The sequence below is a fragment of the Paucibacter soli genome, assembly GCF_037482845.1.
GTDB lineage: Bacteria > Pseudomonadota > Gammaproteobacteria > Burkholderiales > Burkholderiaceae_C > Paucibacter_B > Paucibacter_B soli.
On the sequence record NZ_JBBHJW010000001.1, the window covers coordinates 96,591 to 110,440 of the forward strand.

At 69.3% G+C, this 13,850-nt stretch carries 14 protein-coding genes and 1 tRNA gene; 5 read left to right on the plus strand and 10 right to left on the minus strand.

Going from position 1 to position 13,850, the window contains the following annotated elements:
- Positions 1–331: 331 nt before the first annotated feature.
- Genes ampD through WG898_RS00480 form a run of 5 tightly spaced genes read right to left on the minus strand, consistent with a single transcriptional unit; the run spans position 332 to position 5,436 of the window.
- A complete protein-coding gene (gene ampD, locus WG898_RS00460) occupies positions 332–928 on the minus strand; it encodes a 1,6-anhydro-N-acetylmuramyl-L-alanine amidase AmpD (protein ID WP_339600818.1) in 597 nt (198 codons plus the stop codon).
- Entirely contained in the window at positions 912–2,474 is a 1,563-nt protein-coding gene (locus tag WG898_RS00465; RefSeq protein WP_339600819.1) for a sigma-54-dependent transcriptional regulator, read from the minus strand. Before WG898_RS00465 ends, ampD begins: the two co-directional genes overlap by 17 nt.
- Positions 2,471–4,360, minus strand: a complete 1,890-nt coding sequence (locus WG898_RS00470) for a sensor histidine kinase (RefSeq protein WP_339600820.1) — start codon at positions 4,358–4,360, stop codon at positions 2,471–2,473. The genes WG898_RS00465 and WG898_RS00470 overlap by 4 nt, the downstream gene beginning before the upstream one ends.
- Positions 4,357–4,614 carry a PP0621 family protein gene (locus WG898_RS00475; RefSeq protein ID WP_339600821.1) on the minus strand — a complete coding sequence of 86 codons (258 nt, stop codon included), beginning with the start codon at positions 4,612–4,614 and terminating at the stop codon, positions 4,357–4,359. The genes WG898_RS00470 and WG898_RS00475 overlap by 4 nt, the downstream gene beginning before the upstream one ends.
- Positions 4,615–5,436, minus strand: a complete 822-nt coding sequence (locus WG898_RS00480) for a cytochrome C assembly family protein (protein WP_444718891.1) — start codon at positions 5,434–5,436, stop codon at positions 4,615–4,617.
- A gap of 49 nt (positions 5,437–5,485) precedes the next feature.
- Between WG898_RS00480 and ffh the strand changes: the two genes are divergently transcribed.
- Entirely contained in the window at positions 5,486–6,883 is a 1,398-nt protein-coding gene (ffh, locus tag WG898_RS00485) for a signal recognition particle protein (protein ID WP_339600823.1), read from the plus strand.
- On the opposite strand, the gene WG898_RS00490 is transcribed toward ffh, so the two are convergent.
- Positions 6,872–7,465 (minus strand): LysE family translocator, encoded by a 594-nt coding sequence (locus WG898_RS00490; RefSeq protein ID WP_339600824.1) that lies wholly within the window; start codon positions 7,463–7,465, stop codon positions 6,872–6,874. The two genes, ffh and WG898_RS00490, sit on opposite strands and share 12 nt — an antisense overlap.
- Positions 7,452–8,351, minus strand: coding sequence for an NAD-dependent epimerase/dehydratase family protein (locus WG898_RS00495; RefSeq protein WP_339600825.1), 900 nt, complete (start codon positions 8,349–8,351; stop codon positions 7,452–7,454). The genes WG898_RS00490 and WG898_RS00495 overlap by 14 nt, the downstream gene beginning before the upstream one ends.
- A 115-nt stretch (positions 8,352–8,466) precedes the next feature.
- Between WG898_RS00495 and WG898_RS00500 the strand changes: the two genes are divergently transcribed.
- A complete protein-coding gene (locus WG898_RS00500; RefSeq protein ID WP_339600826.1) occupies positions 8,467–9,399 on the plus strand; it encodes a LysR substrate-binding domain-containing protein in 933 nt (310 codons plus the stop codon).
- Here the strand turns inward: WG898_RS00500 and ftsY are convergent.
- Complete coding sequence (ftsY, locus tag WG898_RS00505) at positions 9,362–10,414, minus strand: signal recognition particle-docking protein FtsY (protein ID WP_339600827.1); 1,053 nt, start codon at positions 10,412–10,414, stop codon at positions 9,362–9,364. The genes WG898_RS00500 and ftsY overlap by 38 nt on opposite strands.
- Before the next feature lie 112 nt (positions 10,415–10,526).
- On the opposite strand from ftsY, the gene WG898_RS00510 reads away from it, so the two are divergent.
- Positions 10,527–10,603, plus strand: a tRNA-Met gene (locus tag WG898_RS00510).
- A 56-nt stretch (positions 10,604–10,659) separates the two neighbouring features.
- On the opposite strand, the gene WG898_RS00515 is transcribed toward WG898_RS00510, so the two are convergent.
- Both WG898_RS00515 and WG898_RS00520 read right to left on the minus strand, forming a co-directional pair.
- Positions 10,660–11,790, minus strand: coding sequence for a glycoside hydrolase family protein (locus WG898_RS00515; RefSeq protein WP_339600828.1), 1,131 nt, complete (start codon positions 11,788–11,790; stop codon positions 10,660–10,662).
- A 330-nt stretch (positions 11,791–12,120) separates the two neighbouring features.
- Positions 12,121–12,699 carry a D-sedoheptulose-7-phosphate isomerase gene (locus WG898_RS00520; RefSeq protein WP_339600829.1) on the minus strand — a complete coding sequence of 193 codons (579 nt, stop codon included), beginning with the start codon at positions 12,697–12,699 and terminating at the stop codon, positions 12,121–12,123.
- Positions 12,700–12,810: 111 nt separating this feature from the next.
- On the opposite strand from WG898_RS00520, the gene rfaE2 reads away from it, so the two are divergent.
- Both rfaE2 and gmhB read left to right on the plus strand, forming a co-directional pair.
- Positions 12,811–13,284 carry a D-glycero-beta-D-manno-heptose 1-phosphate adenylyltransferase gene (rfaE2, locus tag WG898_RS00525; protein ID WP_339600830.1) on the plus strand — a complete coding sequence of 158 codons (474 nt, stop codon included), beginning with the start codon at positions 12,811–12,813 and terminating at the stop codon, positions 13,282–13,284.
- Positions 13,281–13,844 carry a D-glycero-beta-D-manno-heptose 1,7-bisphosphate 7-phosphatase gene (gmhB, locus tag WG898_RS00530; protein ID WP_339600831.1) on the plus strand — a complete coding sequence of 188 codons (564 nt, stop codon included), beginning with the start codon at positions 13,281–13,283 and terminating at the stop codon, positions 13,842–13,844. Before rfaE2 ends, gmhB begins: the two co-directional genes overlap by 4 nt.
- Positions 13,845–13,850 lie beyond the last annotated feature (6 nt).

Genomic DNA, 13,850 nt, shown 5'->3' on the forward strand with positions numbered 1-13,850 from the left:
ATGCATCGCCTGAGCGCCTGAACGCTTGGCAGACACCAAGGTTCGAGGGCTGACGGCAGCGGCTGCGACGGGCATGTCAGTGATTTCCCAAGTCAGAAGGATAGCATGAAGACACACTATATCTGGGGGTCCAGCCCTCTTCAAGCACTACCAATAGCGTGCGAACCCCGTTGACGCGCAAGACCTGACACGCTAGCAAGCGCCTCTTTGCAGGCATTTGGCGGGCCCGTCAAAAGCGCGCGATGCGCGTCAGGCCCGATGGCATCGGGCTTGGCTGCGGCCAGGCCTTTGTTTGCAAGGCCCGCAGCGCCAAATCGGCCGCCAGGCCGCGTCAAATCGGCAGTTCAAGACCGGCGCAGGCCGCACTGCTGCGCAGCCGCGCCCAGTCGAAGCCCGGGCCGGGGTCCTGCTTGCGGCCGGGCGCCACATGCTCATGCCCGGCCACGCCGCGAATCGGGTAGGCGCGGCGCAAGCCCGCGAGCAGCGCCTCCAGGGCCTGGTACTGGGCCACTTCGAAGCGCTCGCCCTCCAGACCCTCGAGCTCGACGCCAATGGAATAGTCGTTGCAGTTCTCGCGCCCGCAATAGCTGGACGCGCCGGCATGCCAGGCGCGCTGCTCGCAGGAGACGAACTGCAGCAGGGCGCCGTCGCGGCGTATCAGGAAATGCGCCGAGACCTGCAGGCCGCGGATGGTCTGGTAATAGGGGTGGGCATCGAAATCGAGCCGGTTGGTGAACAGGCGCTCGATCGCATCGCCGCCATACTCGCCAGGCGGCAGGCTGATGCTGTGCAAGACCAGCAGATCGATGGCCATGCCCGCGGGGCGCGCGCCGAAGTTGGGCGAGTCCAGACGCTTGGCCGCCTGCCACCAGCCCTCGCACCAGCCATCGCGCCAGCCCGGCACGCCGGACTCAGAGCCCCTCGCCATCGCTGTCACCCACGGTGATATGCAGGCGCGCCATGCGGTAGCGCATCTGCCGCAGCGACAAGCCCATGCTGGCGCCGGCGGCGGTGCGGTTGTTGCGGTGCTGCTCCAGCGCACGCACCAGGATGCCGCGCTCGACTTCGTCCAGATAGGCCGCCAGATCGCTGGGCAGGGGCTGCTCGGCGGCGCCGGGCGTCGCCTCGGCGCTCGCCTCGCCGGCCAGCTCGCCCGGTTCGCTTGGCGTGAACTCGGCCTCGTCCAGCAGCGACTCGGGCAGGCCCAGGTCGTCGGCGTCGATGCGCTCACCGCCCGAGAGCGCCAGCGCGCGGTGCAGCAGGTTCTCCAGTTCGCGCACATTGCCCGGGAAGGCATAACGCGCCAGTTGCGCCAGTGCCGCCGCGGTGAGCACCGGCACCGGCGTCACGCCGGCGTCCTGGGCAATGCGCGTCAGCACGCGCTCGCTGATGGGGCGCAGATCCTCGATGCGCTCGCGCAGCGGCGGCACGCGGATCTGGATCACGTTCAGCCGGTAATACAAGTCCTGGCGGAAGCGCCCCGCCCCCACCTCCAGGGCCAGATCCTTGTGGGTGGCGCTGAGCAGGCGCACATTCACCGGCGCCTCCACCACCGCACCCACCGGTCGCACCGAGCGCTCCTGCAGCGCGCGCAACAGCTTGGACTGCATGGCCAGCGGCAGGTCGCCGATTTCGTCCAGGAACAGGGTGCCGCCATTGGCCGCCTGGAAGAAGCCCTCGCGGTCTTCGCTGGCGCCGGTGAAGGCACCCTTGCGATAGCCGAAGAACTCGGCCTCCAGCAATTGCTCGGGGATGGCGCCGCAGTTCACCGCGATGAAGGGCTGGGCCGAGCGTGCGCTGACATCATGGATGGCGCGCGCCACCAGCTCCTTGCCGGTGCCCGACTCGCCATGCAGCAGCACTGGCGCCATGCTGCGCGCCACCTTCTCGATCAAGGCACGCACCTGCTGCATCGCCAGCGAGTCGCCCACCAGACGGTCCAGGGCGGTGGCCGCGCGCGTGTCGGCCAGCGCCTGGGCGCTGGGCACGGCCTTGCGGGGCGCAGGTGCGGGGGCCCGGGGCGTCGGAAGGGTCGCTTCCTGGCTGGCCGCCTCGGAGGGCAGCTGCGAGGGCACCACCGAGGGCAGGCTGGCCGGCATGCGCCCCAGCGCCGAGGCCACCACCATGCGGAACTGGCGCAGGTCCACCGGTTTGGTGAGGTAGTCGTAGGCGCCGGCCTTGAGCGCCTCCACCGCGTTCTCGGCCGAGCCATAGGCGGTGATCACCAGGGTCTTTTCCTGGCGGGCCTGCTGCTCCAGCCAGCGCAGGATGTCCAGGCCGCTGCCATCGGGCAGGCGCATATCGGTGATGACGGCGCTGTAGCGCCTGGCCTTCAGCCGCGCCAGCGCGTCTTCGACGCTGCCCGCGGTGTCCAGCTCATAGCCCTCGCGCAGCAGGGTCAGCTCGTACAGGGTGCGCAGGTCGGGCTCATCGTCGACGACCAGAAGGCTGAATGCGGGTGCTGCTGTGCTCATGTCGGGACGGCGTGGGCGGCCACGCGCTTGAGTATGACGGAGAACTCATTGCCGGGCGGCTCCAGCTCGGCCCGCCGGGCGTACTCGATGCGCCCGCCATAGCGCTCGCACAGCTCGCGGCAGATGTAGAGGCCCAGCCCGGAGCCGCGGCTGCGGGTCGAGAAGAAGGGTTCGAACAGATGCCGCTCCACATCGGGCGGGATGGCGTCGCCCAGGCTCAGCACCGACAGCACCGCCCAATGCTCGGACTGCGCGCGCAGGCTCACCTGCACCGCCCCCGGCAGCTCATGCGCATGGCGCAGGCCGTTGTCCAGCAGATTGACGAGGATGCGGCGCAGATGCTCGGGCTCGAAGCTGACCTGGATGGCATGCTCGGCCAGTTCCACGTGCAGCCATGCGCTGCGCGGCGGCACGTCGAGCCCGTTGGTGCGCGCCCAGTCCTGGCAGGCCTGCGCCACCAGCTCGCTGGCATTCACCGGCACCGGCTCGGGCACCACGCCGGGGGCCACCTCCATGACGTCGTCGACGATGCGTTTGAGGCGCTGCACATTGGAAGCCACCATGCCGGTGAGCTGGGCGCTGCGCGCATCCAGGCCGTCCTCGGCCAGCAGGGCATTGGCCTGGGCGATCGCCGCCAGCGGGTTGCGGATCTCATGCGCGATGCCCGCCGACACCCGCCCCATCGCCGCCAGCTTCTCCTGGCGGCTGCGCGCCTGCACATTGCGGTTGTCCTCGACGAAGAGCACGCACAGGTCCTCGCTGGCATCGGACTCGCGCCGGCGCGTGAAGCGCATACGCACGCGCAGGCTGCGCTGCAGCGCAGCATGGAATTCCAGCTGCACGTCCCGCCCGGCCTCCGGCCAGACACCCTCCGCAAAGGCCTGCTCCACCGCCGCCACCAGCGGCGCCCAGGCGAGCACGCCGCGCAGCTGGAAGGGCGCGGTGCGCACCATGCCACCGTCCGACAGCAGGGCGCGCGCGGCCGGGTTGGCGGCACGCACGCGGCCGCGCCGGTCCACCACCAGCACGCCCTCCTGCATCTCGTCGATCACCAGCCGGTTCAGCTCGGCCTGCTGGCGCGCCAGCTCCATGCTGCCGCGCGCCGACTGTTCCTCGCGCGCCAGCCGGCTGGCCAACTCGCTGGCGAGCAGGCTGACGACGAAGAAGCCGCTGCCCACCAGGCCGGCCTGGGTCAGGCGCAGGCCGGCATCCACGCCATGCGCCAACGACCACAGCGCCGCCCCCAGCAGCAGCAGGGTCGCCAGCGCCGCGGTGGCAAGCGCAAACAGCCGCGGCGTCAGCACGCCGGCCATCAGCACCGGCATGATGAAGAGCGCGGCAAAGCTCAGGCTGCTGCCGGCGTCCAGCATGTGCAAGGCGCCGAACAGGGCCAGGTCAAAACCGATGCTGAGCAGCCATTGCCAGCTCGTCAGCCGCGCCAGCTGGCGCGTTGCGCCGGCCTGCACGAAGTTCGACCACAGCCAGAAGCCCAGGGCCTGCAGCGCATAGCCCATCGACAGGGCCAGCAGCCAATCGGGCGCCAGCGTGCCAAAGGCACGCGCCATCAACTGGGTCGCGGCAAGCGCCAGCCCGAGCGCCGCGCGCGCGCCGAGGAAGGCGCGGTACAGGCGCTGGAAGGCATCGCCGCTGGCATCGGCATGCGGCTGGCGCGCCGGCGGCTGAAAGAAGAGCTGCGAATCGCCGGCGGCCGCGCTGTCCGGCGCCTCATGGGCCAGCCCGCCCCAATCGGTATCGCCCTGGCTGGGGCCGAACCACGAGGCCTGTGCGTCTGCCGCGGCATCGGGGCCGCGACGCTGGCTGCGGCGGCGCTCGGTACGGCGGCGCTCGGTGCCGCGCCGATCGGCCGGGGGCAGGTCTTGCCTCATGCGGGAGGCGGCTTGCGCGCCTCGTAGGCCGCCCGGTGCGCGGCGCTGCAGAACTGCCCGCCGCGGCCCGGCAAGGCCTCCTGCTGCGGCAGATGCAGGCCGCACTCGGCGCAGCTCACCATCGCATGGGGAGCGCCCGGAGGCGGCGCAGGCGATGCATCGCGCCGCCCGCCTTGGGGCGGCCGCGCACGCTTCAGGCCCAGCATGTAGAACAGCAGCGCCAGCAAGGCGATCAGGACGAGGAACTTCAACATTCAGGCCACTCCCCGCTGCAGCACCACCTCGAGCACAAAGCGCGAGCCGGCATAGGACAGCAACAGCAGCGCGGCGCCGAAATACAGCCAGCGCGTGGCACGCCGGCCGCGCCAGCCGAACACATGGCGGCCGGTGAGCAGGCCGGTCAGCACCAGCCAGCCCAGCACCGAAAGCAGGTTTTTATGGTCCCAGCGCCATTGCGGCGTGAACCACCAGCCCAGCAGCAGGGCCAGCGACAGCACGGTCACGCCCGCGCCAACGAACTGGAAGGTCAGGCGCTCAAGCCTGAGCAAGGGCATGCCCAGCGCCACCACGCCCTGGCCCTTGCGCGAACGCATCTCGCGCTCGGCGCGATTGAGCATCGCGGCATGCAGCACGGCCACGCCGAACAAGCCGTACGAGGCCAGCCCCAGCACCCAGTGCAGCGGCGCCCAGGGCGAGGCGGCCAGCGGCCGGCTCTCGCCCGGAAACGCCCAGGCCAGCAGCACCACCGCCGCCCCGAGCGCCGACAGCACGCGGCGCGCGCCGGGTAGCGGCACGAAGCGGCTTTCCACCAGATAGACGCCCAGCACCAGCCACAGCGTCATCGACAGCGCCGGCGCAAAGCCAAAGCGCGCGCCGGGCTGCGGCAGGCCGATGCCGGCGATGTCCAGCAGCAGCGCCAGCAGCTGCACCGCCCACACCGCCACCAGCATGCCGCGCAGGCCCTGCTGGCGCGTTTCGGCGGTGAAAGCCGCGGCCATATAGCCGGCCGCGCAGAGCAAACTGAGCCCCGCAAGCCAGGCGCTCACGGACTCCGGAGTGGCGAACGATAAAATCATCGCCACAGTGTACTTATGCGCGACCACCTTCCCGGTGGCGCCTCCCCCCATGGCATCCACCCTGACCGACCGCCTGAGCCTGCTCGTGAAAACGATGCGCGGCCAGGCCCGCATCACCGAGAGCAATGTGCAGGACATGCTGCGCGAAGTGCGCATGGCCCTGCTGGAGGCCGACGTGGCCCTGCCGGTGGTGCGCGACTTCATCGCGCGGGTGAAGGAAAAGGCGCTGGGCGCCGAGGTGGTGGGCTCGCTCTCGCCCGGCCAGGCCCTGGTGGGCATCGTGCACAAGGAACTTGCCGCCACCATGGGCGAGGGCGTCAGCGACATCAACCTCGCGGCCCAGCCGCCGGCGGTGATCCTGATGGCCGGCCTGCAGGGCGCGGGCAAGACCACCACCACCGCCAAGCTCACCAAGCACCTGATCGAGAAGCGCAAGAAAAAGGTGCTGACGGTCTCGGCCGACGTCTACCGCCCGGCCGCCATCGAGCAGCTCAAGACCGTCACCGCCCAGGCCGGCGGTGAGTGGTTTGCCTCCTCACCCGAGCAGAAGCCGCGCGATATTGCCCTGGCCGCTTTGGACTACGCCAAGAAGCATTACTTCGACGTGCTGCTGGTCGATACCGCCGGCCGCCTTGCCATCGACGAGGCCTTGATGGCCGAAATCAAGGAGCTGCACGCCACGCTCAACCCGGTCGAGACTCTGTTCGTGGTGGACGCCATGCAGGGCCAGGATGCGATCAACACCGCCCGCGCCTTCAAGGAGGCGCTGCCGCTCACCGGCGTGATCCTCACCAAGCTGGATGGCGACTCGCGCGGCGGTGCCGCGCTCTCGGTGCGTCAGGTCACCGGTGCGCCGATCAAGTTTGCCGGCGTGTCCGAGAAGATCGATGGCCTGGAGGTGTTTGACGGCGAGCGCCATGCCGGCCGCGTGCTGGGCATGGGCGACATCGTGGCCCTGGTGGAAGAGGTCAGCAAGGGCGTGGACCTGGCGGCGGCCGAAAAGCTGGCCGGCAAGCTCAAGAGCGGCAGCGGCTTCGACCTGAACGACTTCCTCGCGCAGATCTCGTCGATGAAGAAGATGGGCGGGCTCTCCAGCCTGATGGACAAGCTACCCACGCAAATGGCTGCCAAGGCGGGCCAGGCCGACATGGACCGCGCCGAGCGCGATATGAAACGCATGGAGGGCATCCTGAATGCCATGACGGCCAAGGAGCGCCGCCAACCCGCCCTGCTGATGGACGGCAAGAGCAAGGCCAGCCGCAAGCGCCGCATCGCCGCCGGCGCCGGCGTGCAGATCCAGGACGTGAACCGCCTGCTGAATCAGTTCGACCAGATGCAGGGCATGATGAAGAAGATGAGCGGCGGCGGCCTGATGAAGATGATGAAGAAGATGGGGGGCATGAAGGGGCTTAAAGGGATGGGGGGCATGGGCGGTCTAGGAGGCTGACAGCGCCGCCAGCAGCGCGCACAGCAGCAGGCCGGCGCCCGCCAGCCGGGCCGGCCAGGGCCCGGTGCCCGCCGGCAGCCACCGCAGCGCGGCCAGCAAGAGCGCGAAATAGCCGATATTGAGCAGCTCGAACAGCCCGCCCAGCAGATAGAACTGCGCCAGCCAGCCCGCCTCGCCATCCCGCCGCATGAAGAGCGGGAAGAAGGCGCCGAAAAACAGCAGCGGCTTGGGATTGCCCAGGGTGATCAGCAACGCCCTGGCAAAGCCGCCCGCCGGGGCCGCGGCGGCGGCCGTACCGGCCCGGGCGCGCAGCAAGGCCAGGCCCAGCCAGGCGATATAGGCCGCGCCGCCCCAGCGCAAAAGCGCCAGCAAGGCCGGCCAGCGCTGCAGCAGGGCCGCCAGGCCCAGGGCCGCCGCGCTGATCAGCAGCGCATCGCCCAGCACCAGCCCGGCCACCGCGGCCCATGCACGCCGTGCGCCATGCCGCGCCTGGCCGAGCACAAACAGGGTGGCCGGCCCCGGCACCATGATCACCAGCAGAGCCGCGGTCACAAAGGCCGGCAATTGATCAGGCAGCTGCATGGCGCAAGTCCTGGGCATGCAGAGCTATCAAGCCGTCCAGCCAGGCATGCAGCGGCCGGAATTCCCAGCCCAGGCGGCGCGCCCGCGCCAGGCTCATGCGATGCGGAGCCGCGTAGTCAAAGCTGGCCGCACCCGGCTGCGCCTGCGCCTGGCAGGGTGCCGGCAGGCCCAGGCGCAGACCGATGCGCGCGCGCAGCTCGGGCGCCGACAGCCCGCCCTCGCTGGCGACATTGACCGGCCCCAGGAAGGACTGCTGGCCGGCCCACAGCATGAAGTCCCCCACCCCGGCCACATCGATGAAGCTGCTCTGGCCCGCCGCTGCCGCATGCCGCAGGGGCTCGGCGGCCAGCACGGCGCGCACATGGCTGGCCAGGCGCTGGGTGAAGTCCTCCGGCCCGCCCAGCACATGGGCCAGGCGCAGGCTGGCGGCGGGCAGACTGCCGGCACGGTAGAGCTGCGCCTCGGCCTGCAGCTTGGCCTGGCCGTATTCAGCGGCCGCGCTGCCCAGCTCGTCCGTCAGGTCCAGCGCGTCTTCGGCATAGGGGGCCGGATCTCGTCCATGCAGGCCGCCGTAGACCTCGATGGTCGAAGTCATCAAATAGCGCCCCACCCTGCCGCCAAACACCTGTGCGGCGATGGCCGCATCCGCCGCGCTGTAGCACATCTGGTCATACACCAGGTCAAAGCCGGGCCGCTCGGCAAAGCAGGCCGCCATGGCCGCCGCATCGCGCCTATCGACGCGCAGGCGCTGCACGCGGCTGCCAAAGGTGTCGGGTGTCTGCCCGCGATTGGCCAGGGTGACGCGGTGGCCCGCGGCCAGCAGCGCTTCGACAAGGCGGATGCCGAAGTAGCGCGTGCCGCCTATGACCAAGACATATTGAGTCATTGCAAATGCATTTGGAGTCGGGATGCCGGCAGTTTTCCTTGCTGGCACCTCGAACGAAAGCGAGAATGACTGACTCTGAGAGCAAGCACTTCCTAGCCTTGAGCAAGCCTGAGCCATGCCCGCTGCCGAACTGTCCAGCCTCGCCGGCCTGATCGATTTCGAGGCCGCCGCCCGCCATGGCGGTTTTCGCGCCGCGGCCGCCGAGCTGCACAAGACGCCGGCGGCACTGAGCCAGCAGATCAGGCAGCTGGAGCAGGCCCTGGGGCTGGCCTTGTTCGTGCGTCACCCGCGCCATGTGGCCATCACGCCCGCCGGGCGCGAGCTGGCGCAGACCGTGGCGGCCTCGCTTGCGCAGCTGCGCGCCAAGGTGGCGGCCCTGCGCCTGGCCCAGGATCCGCATCGCCTGCACATCTCGACCACGCATTCCCTGGCCATCAAATGGCTGGTGCCGCGCCTACATGTCTTCAGTGAGCGGCACCCGGCCCTTGACATACGCGTGGATGCCGACGATGGCCTGGCCGACCTGGACGGTGGCGGCTGCGATCTGGCGCTGCGCTACCAGGCCCTGGATACGGCCGATGACTTCATCTATGCGGAGCAACTGGTGCTGGTGCACAGCCCGGCCCTGGCGGCGGCGCGGACGCCGCTGCCCGCGCTGCTGCGCCATGCCCTGCTGCACGAGGGCGACACGCAGGCCTGGCAGCGCTTGATCGACGCCCAGGGCCTGAGCGCCAGGCATGCGGACTTCTCGCGCGTCTTCAGCCACAGCGGCCTGCTGGTGCAGGCGGCCGTGGCCGGCCAGGGGATTGCGCTGGCGCCCTATGCGCTGGCGCACGAGGACCTGCGGCGCGGGCGTTTGCTGCGGGCTGCCGCGCCCGCCCTGCCCTCGGGCCATGGCTACCGGCTGCTGTGGAGCGCAGCGCGCCTGGATGCGGCGCCCCTGCAGGCCTTTGCCGACTGGCTGGCGGGCGAGTTCGCGCAGCTGCGCGCCAGCCTAGGCGCCGCGCCGGCTACTCCAGCAAAGCCTGCGCGAACTCGCGCGCGCTGAAGGTCTGCAGGTCTTCGAGCTTCTCGCCCACGCCGATGAAGTAGACGGGGATGGGCCGCTCGCGCGCAATCGCCGCCAGCACCCCGCCCTTGGCCGTGCCGTCGAGCTTGGTGACCACCAGGCCGGTGAGGCCCAGCGCGTCGTCGAAGGCCTTCACCTGGGTCAGCGCGTTCTGGCCGGTATTGCCATCCACCACCAGCAGCACCTCGTGCGGCGCCTCGGCCTGGGCCTTGCCGATCACGCGCTTGATCTTCTTCAGCTCTTCCATCAGATGCAGCTGGGTCGGCAGGCGGCCGGCAGTGTCGGCGATCACCACGTCGCAGCCGCGCGCACGGCCGGCCACCACCGCATCGAAGGTCACGGCCGAGGGGTCGCCGCCCTCCTGGCTGACGATCTCCACCCGCGTGCGATCGGCCCACACCGAGAGTTGCTCGCGCGCCGCGGCGCGGAAGGTGTCGGCCGCGGCCAGCAACACCTTTTGCTCGGCGTCGGCCAGATGGCGCGTCAGCTTGCCGATGCTGGTGGTTTTGCCGGCGCCGTTCACGCCCACCACCATCACCACGGTGGGCTGATGCTCGCCCACGCAGAGCGCCTTTTCCAGCGGCTTGAGCAGCTCGGTCAGCGATTCGATCAGCAAGCCGCGCACCGCCGACGGTTCGGTCGCCTTGGCTTCCTTGACGCGGCGCTTCAGGTCCTCAAGCAGGAACTCGGTGGCCTTCACACCGGCGTCCGCCATCAGCAGCGCCGCCTCCAGCTCCTCGTACAAGGCATCGTCGATCTGCGTGCCGGTAAAGACCTGGGCGATGCTGGAGCCGGTCTTGCGCAGGCCCTGCTTCAGCTTCTCCAGCCAGCTCTTGCGCGGCGCCGCCTCCGGTGCAGCCTCCGGTGCAGTGATAGGCACGGCCTCGACCATGGGCTCCACCACGGCCGGCAGGGCCTGGGCGGGCGTCACTGGCGCCGGGACCGGCTCCTGCGCGGACGCAGAGCCAAACTTCTTCTTGAAGAAACTGAACATTGATTGATGCCGCTTTCGGTGCGCGCACGCACGAGCTGAAACCTGCCTCGAACAGAAATTTTTCGAGCTGCTTGCATTGTCCTCGAAAACGTGGCTACAATGGCGGGCTTGAGGCGCTTTAGCTCAGCCGGTTAGAGCGACGGAATCATAATCCGCAGGTCCGGGGTTCGAATCCCTGAAGCGCCACCAAATACGAAAGCCCCGCAGGTCTCAGACCCGCGGGGCTTTTTCTATTGTTCTGGCGCTCAGGGCTGGCGCAACGGCCAGGCAGCCTCGGCGTAGCCGATGCGGATGGTGCTATCGCCAAAGCCGTGGAACCACATGCGTACCTTGCCGCCCTCGATCAGCACCGTCGGCGCCACCACGCCCTTGGCATCGAACTCGCCGGCCGTGCCGCTCAGGATGGGCGTGGGGTTGATGTCCCAGGGGCCGTAGGGGGTGGCTGAGCGCGCCACGCCGATCTGGTGCGGTGCGTCGCCCTGCAGCAGGGTCATGAAGAGGTAGAAGAAGCCGTCCGGGCCCTTGACGATGTCGGCCTCGGCCACGCCGTCCTTGGCGATGGACACATCGGCCTTGCTCATGATCGGCTTGGGCAGCTTGGTCCATGTGCGGCCGTCGATGGAGGTGGCGGCGAGCAGGAACACGCCGGCGCCGTTCGGGCAGTTGGTCCAGCAGTGGCCGGTGTAGATCATCACCAGTTGGCCCTCGTGCTCGACGATGCTGGGGCTGAAGACAGCGTCGTTGTCATAGCCACCGGGCGTGGTCTTGATGACGGGTTCGCTGCCATAGCGCGTGAAGTTCAGGCCATCGGTAGAGGTGGCCAGGCCCACATAGGCGGGGAAGGAGTTGACGAAACCGCCCTTGTTCACATAGCCCGAGAAGTACAGCAGTGTCTCGGTGCCGCGCTTGATGATCAGCGGGGTCTCGTGGGTATCGTCCCATGCGCCCGGCCGGCTCTGGATCAGGCGGCCGGCAATGCCGTCGTTGAGCGGCGCATCGCTCCAGTTCAGGCCGTCGCTGGACAGGGCCTCGCACACGGCACCCTGGTGGCGCATCGGGTCGTAGCAGTTGTAGGCCATGCGCAGCTGGCTACCGTCGCGCACCACGCTGGGATCGCCGATCAGGTTGTAGGGGCCGGAAAACACCGGCTTGAGGTTCTTGCTCCAGGTGGACCAGCCCGGGCTGGCGAACTTGACCGTGCTGGGCGCCACCGGTGCCTTCGGGCGCCAGGCCTGAGCCTGCATGGTCGGGCCAGTGTCCACGGTCGTTGCTGCGGCTGCCGGCAGCTCGGCCGCGGCCTCCACCTTCAGGGTCTGTGGCTGATCATCAGCACCACCGCCGCCACCGCAGGCGCTCAACACGGCCGACAGCACCATGGCTGCGGGAACAAGAAAGGGGGCGGAACGAAGGGGCGTCGAATGCATGGGTACTACTCGCAAGACAAAGCCAGGCCAAACCGGTGCAAGACCGGAACAAAAAATCATCGAGGTGGGGAACGCCGGCTGGGGCTAGGTCGATTCGGCTGGGGATCCGTTCCAGGCCGGCTCGCGCCGCAGGGCATGGGTGCAATTATTCGGGCGCAGGCCGCCCGCATGGGCGCCATTTGCAAGCAGCTGTTAACCAGGAGGGGTCCCGGCCTTACGCTGCGGCGCCTGGCGTGAATTGCTGCACGGGGCGGAAATCGGGCAGCTGCGCCCGCGACGGGGTCAGCCGGCCCCGGCCAGGCCCAAGGCCTGCTCGATCATCCCGCACCAGCTGTGGCCGATCAGGATATGCGCCTCCTGGATGCGCGCCGTCGTGGGGCTGGGCACCACCACGGAAACGCTGCAGAGCGCGCGCAGCCTGCCGCCATCGCGACCCAGCAGCCCCACCGCGCGGATGCCCAGGCCGTGCGCCGCTTGCACCGCGGCGATCACATTGGCCGAGTTGCCCGAGGTGGAGATGGCCACCAGACAATCGCCCGGCCGGCCCAGCGCCTGCAACTGGCGCGCGAACACCTGATCGAAGGCGTAGTCGTTGGCGATGCAGGTCAGGGCCGAGGTATCGGTGGAGAGCGCCAAGGCGGCCAGCGGCCGGCGCTCACGCATGAAGCGACCGGTCAGCTCGGCCGCGAGGTGCTGGCTGTCGGCGGCCGATCCGCCATTGCCGCAGAACATCAGCTTGCCACCGTCGCGCAGGCAGGCCGCCAGCATCTCGGCCGCCGCGCTCACCGCTGGCTCCAGGCTGTGCAGCGAGGCAAACAGGGCGCGGTGTTCGTCCAGGTTGTCGAGAAACAGCGTGGTCATGGCAGCACCGGTAGCGAGCCTAGCGGTCCATCTTGCCCAGCGCCCCAGGGGCATACAAGCCCCTAGCAACGCAGGCCTGTGCCAACGCCCCCCGCACTACACTTTGGCGCGATGGACCACAAACTCATCCGCGGGGCCTTGAGCGCCGAGCGTCTGCGTGAGCTGCCGCGGCCGCTGGTGTTCAGCAATGGCGTGTTCGACATCCTGCATCGTGGCCATGTGAGCTACCTGGCCGCCGCGCGCGCGCTGGGCCAGAGCCTGCTGGTGGCCGTCAACAGCGATGCGTCCGCGCGCCGTCTGCACAAGGGCCCTGGCCGCCCGCTCAATCGCGACATCGATCGCGCCCTGGTGCTGGCGGCGCTGGCCTGCGTGGATGCGGTGATGCTGTTCGACGAGGACACCCCCTTCGCGCTGCTGCAAGTGGTGCACCCCGACATCTACGTCAAGGGCGGTGACTACGACATCGAGGCCCTGGAGGAGACCCGCCTGGTGCGCAGCTGGGGCGGGCACGCCTTGGCGCTGAACTTCGTGGAGGGCTATTCCACCAGCGCCCTGGTGGAGCGCATCCGAGCCGAGGCGCCATGACGGGCTTGCGCAAGGCGGCCTTGCTGGATCGCGACGGCGTCATCAACCGCGACAGCGGCTATGTCTACCGGGTGCAGGACTTCGAGTTCCTGCCCGGCGCGCTGCAAGGCCTGCGGGCGCTGCAGGATCAGGGCTATGCGCTCGCCGTGATCACCAACCAGTCGGGCATCGCGCGCGGCCTCTACAGCGAGGCCGACTACCTGCGTCTGGCCAAGCACCTGCAGGACGAACTAGCGCGGCACGGCATCGCGCTGGCGGGCAGCGCGCATTGCCCGCACCTGCCCGACGCACCGGTGCCGCAGTGGCGCAGCCAATGCGACTGCCGCAAGCCCGCGCCCGGCATGCTGCTGCGTCTGGCCGAACAGCTGCGGCTGGATCTGCCGGCCTCCATCCTGGTGGGCGACAAGGCCTCGGACATCCAGGCCGGCCGCGCCGCCGGCGTGGGTCGCTGCTTCCTGGTTCGCAGCGGCCATGCGCTCAGCGAGACCGACATCGCCCAGGCCGATGCCGTGTACCCGGATCTGGCGGCCTGCGCCGCCGCGCTATCAGGCATCATCTAGCCATCG

Bases quoted from the DNA above. Each gene is read 5' to 3' on its own strand.
- WG898_RS00480 (WP_444718891.1), bottom strand. From the start codon at position 5,436: ATGATTTTATCGTTCGCCACTCCGGAGTCCGTGAGCGCCTGGCTTGCG.
- rfaE2 (WP_339600830.1), top strand. From the start codon at position 12,811: ATGGACCACAAACTCATCCGCGGGGCCTTGAGCGCCGAGCGTCTGCGT.
- WG898_RS00495 (WP_339600825.1), bottom strand. From the start codon at position 8,351: ATGACTCAATATGTCTTGGTCATAGGCGGCACGCGCTACTTCGGCATC.
- ampD (WP_339600818.1), bottom strand. From the start codon at position 928: ATGGCGAGGGGCTCTGAGTCCGGCGTGCCGGGCTGGCGCGATGGCTGG.
- WG898_RS00475 (WP_339600821.1), bottom strand. From the start codon at position 4,614: ATGTTGAAGTTCCTCGTCCTGATCGCCTTGCTGGCGCTGCTGTTCTAC.
- gmhB (WP_339600831.1), top strand. From the start codon at position 13,281: ATGACGGGCTTGCGCAAGGCGGCCTTGCTGGATCGCGACGGCGTCATC.
- WG898_RS00500 (WP_339600826.1), top strand. From the start codon at position 8,467: ATGCCCGCTGCCGAACTGTCCAGCCTCGCCGGCCTGATCGATTTCGAG.
- WG898_RS00465 (WP_339600819.1), bottom strand. From the start codon at position 2,474: ATGAGCACAGCAGCACCCGCATTCAGCCTTCTGGTCGTCGACGATGAG.
- ffh (WP_339600823.1), top strand. From the start codon at position 5,486: ATGGCATCCACCCTGACCGACCGCCTGAGCCTGCTCGTGAAAACGATG.
- WG898_RS00470 (WP_339600820.1), bottom strand. From the start codon at position 4,360: ATGAGGCAAGACCTGCCCCCGGCCGATCGGCGCGGCACCGAGCGCCGC.
- ftsY (WP_339600827.1), bottom strand. From the start codon at position 10,414: ATGTTCAGTTTCTTCAAGAAGAAGTTTGGCTCTGCGTCCGCGCAGGAG.
- WG898_RS00490 (WP_339600824.1), bottom strand. From the start codon at position 7,465: ATGCAGCTGCCTGATCAATTGCCGGCCTTTGTGACCGCGGCTCTGCTG.
- WG898_RS00515 (WP_339600828.1), bottom strand. From the start codon at position 11,790: ATGGTGCTGTCGGCCGTGTTGAGCGCCTGCGGTGGCGGCGGTGGTGCT.
- WG898_RS00520 (WP_339600829.1), bottom strand. From the start codon at position 12,699: ATGACCACGCTGTTTCTCGACAACCTGGACGAACACCGCGCCCTGTTT.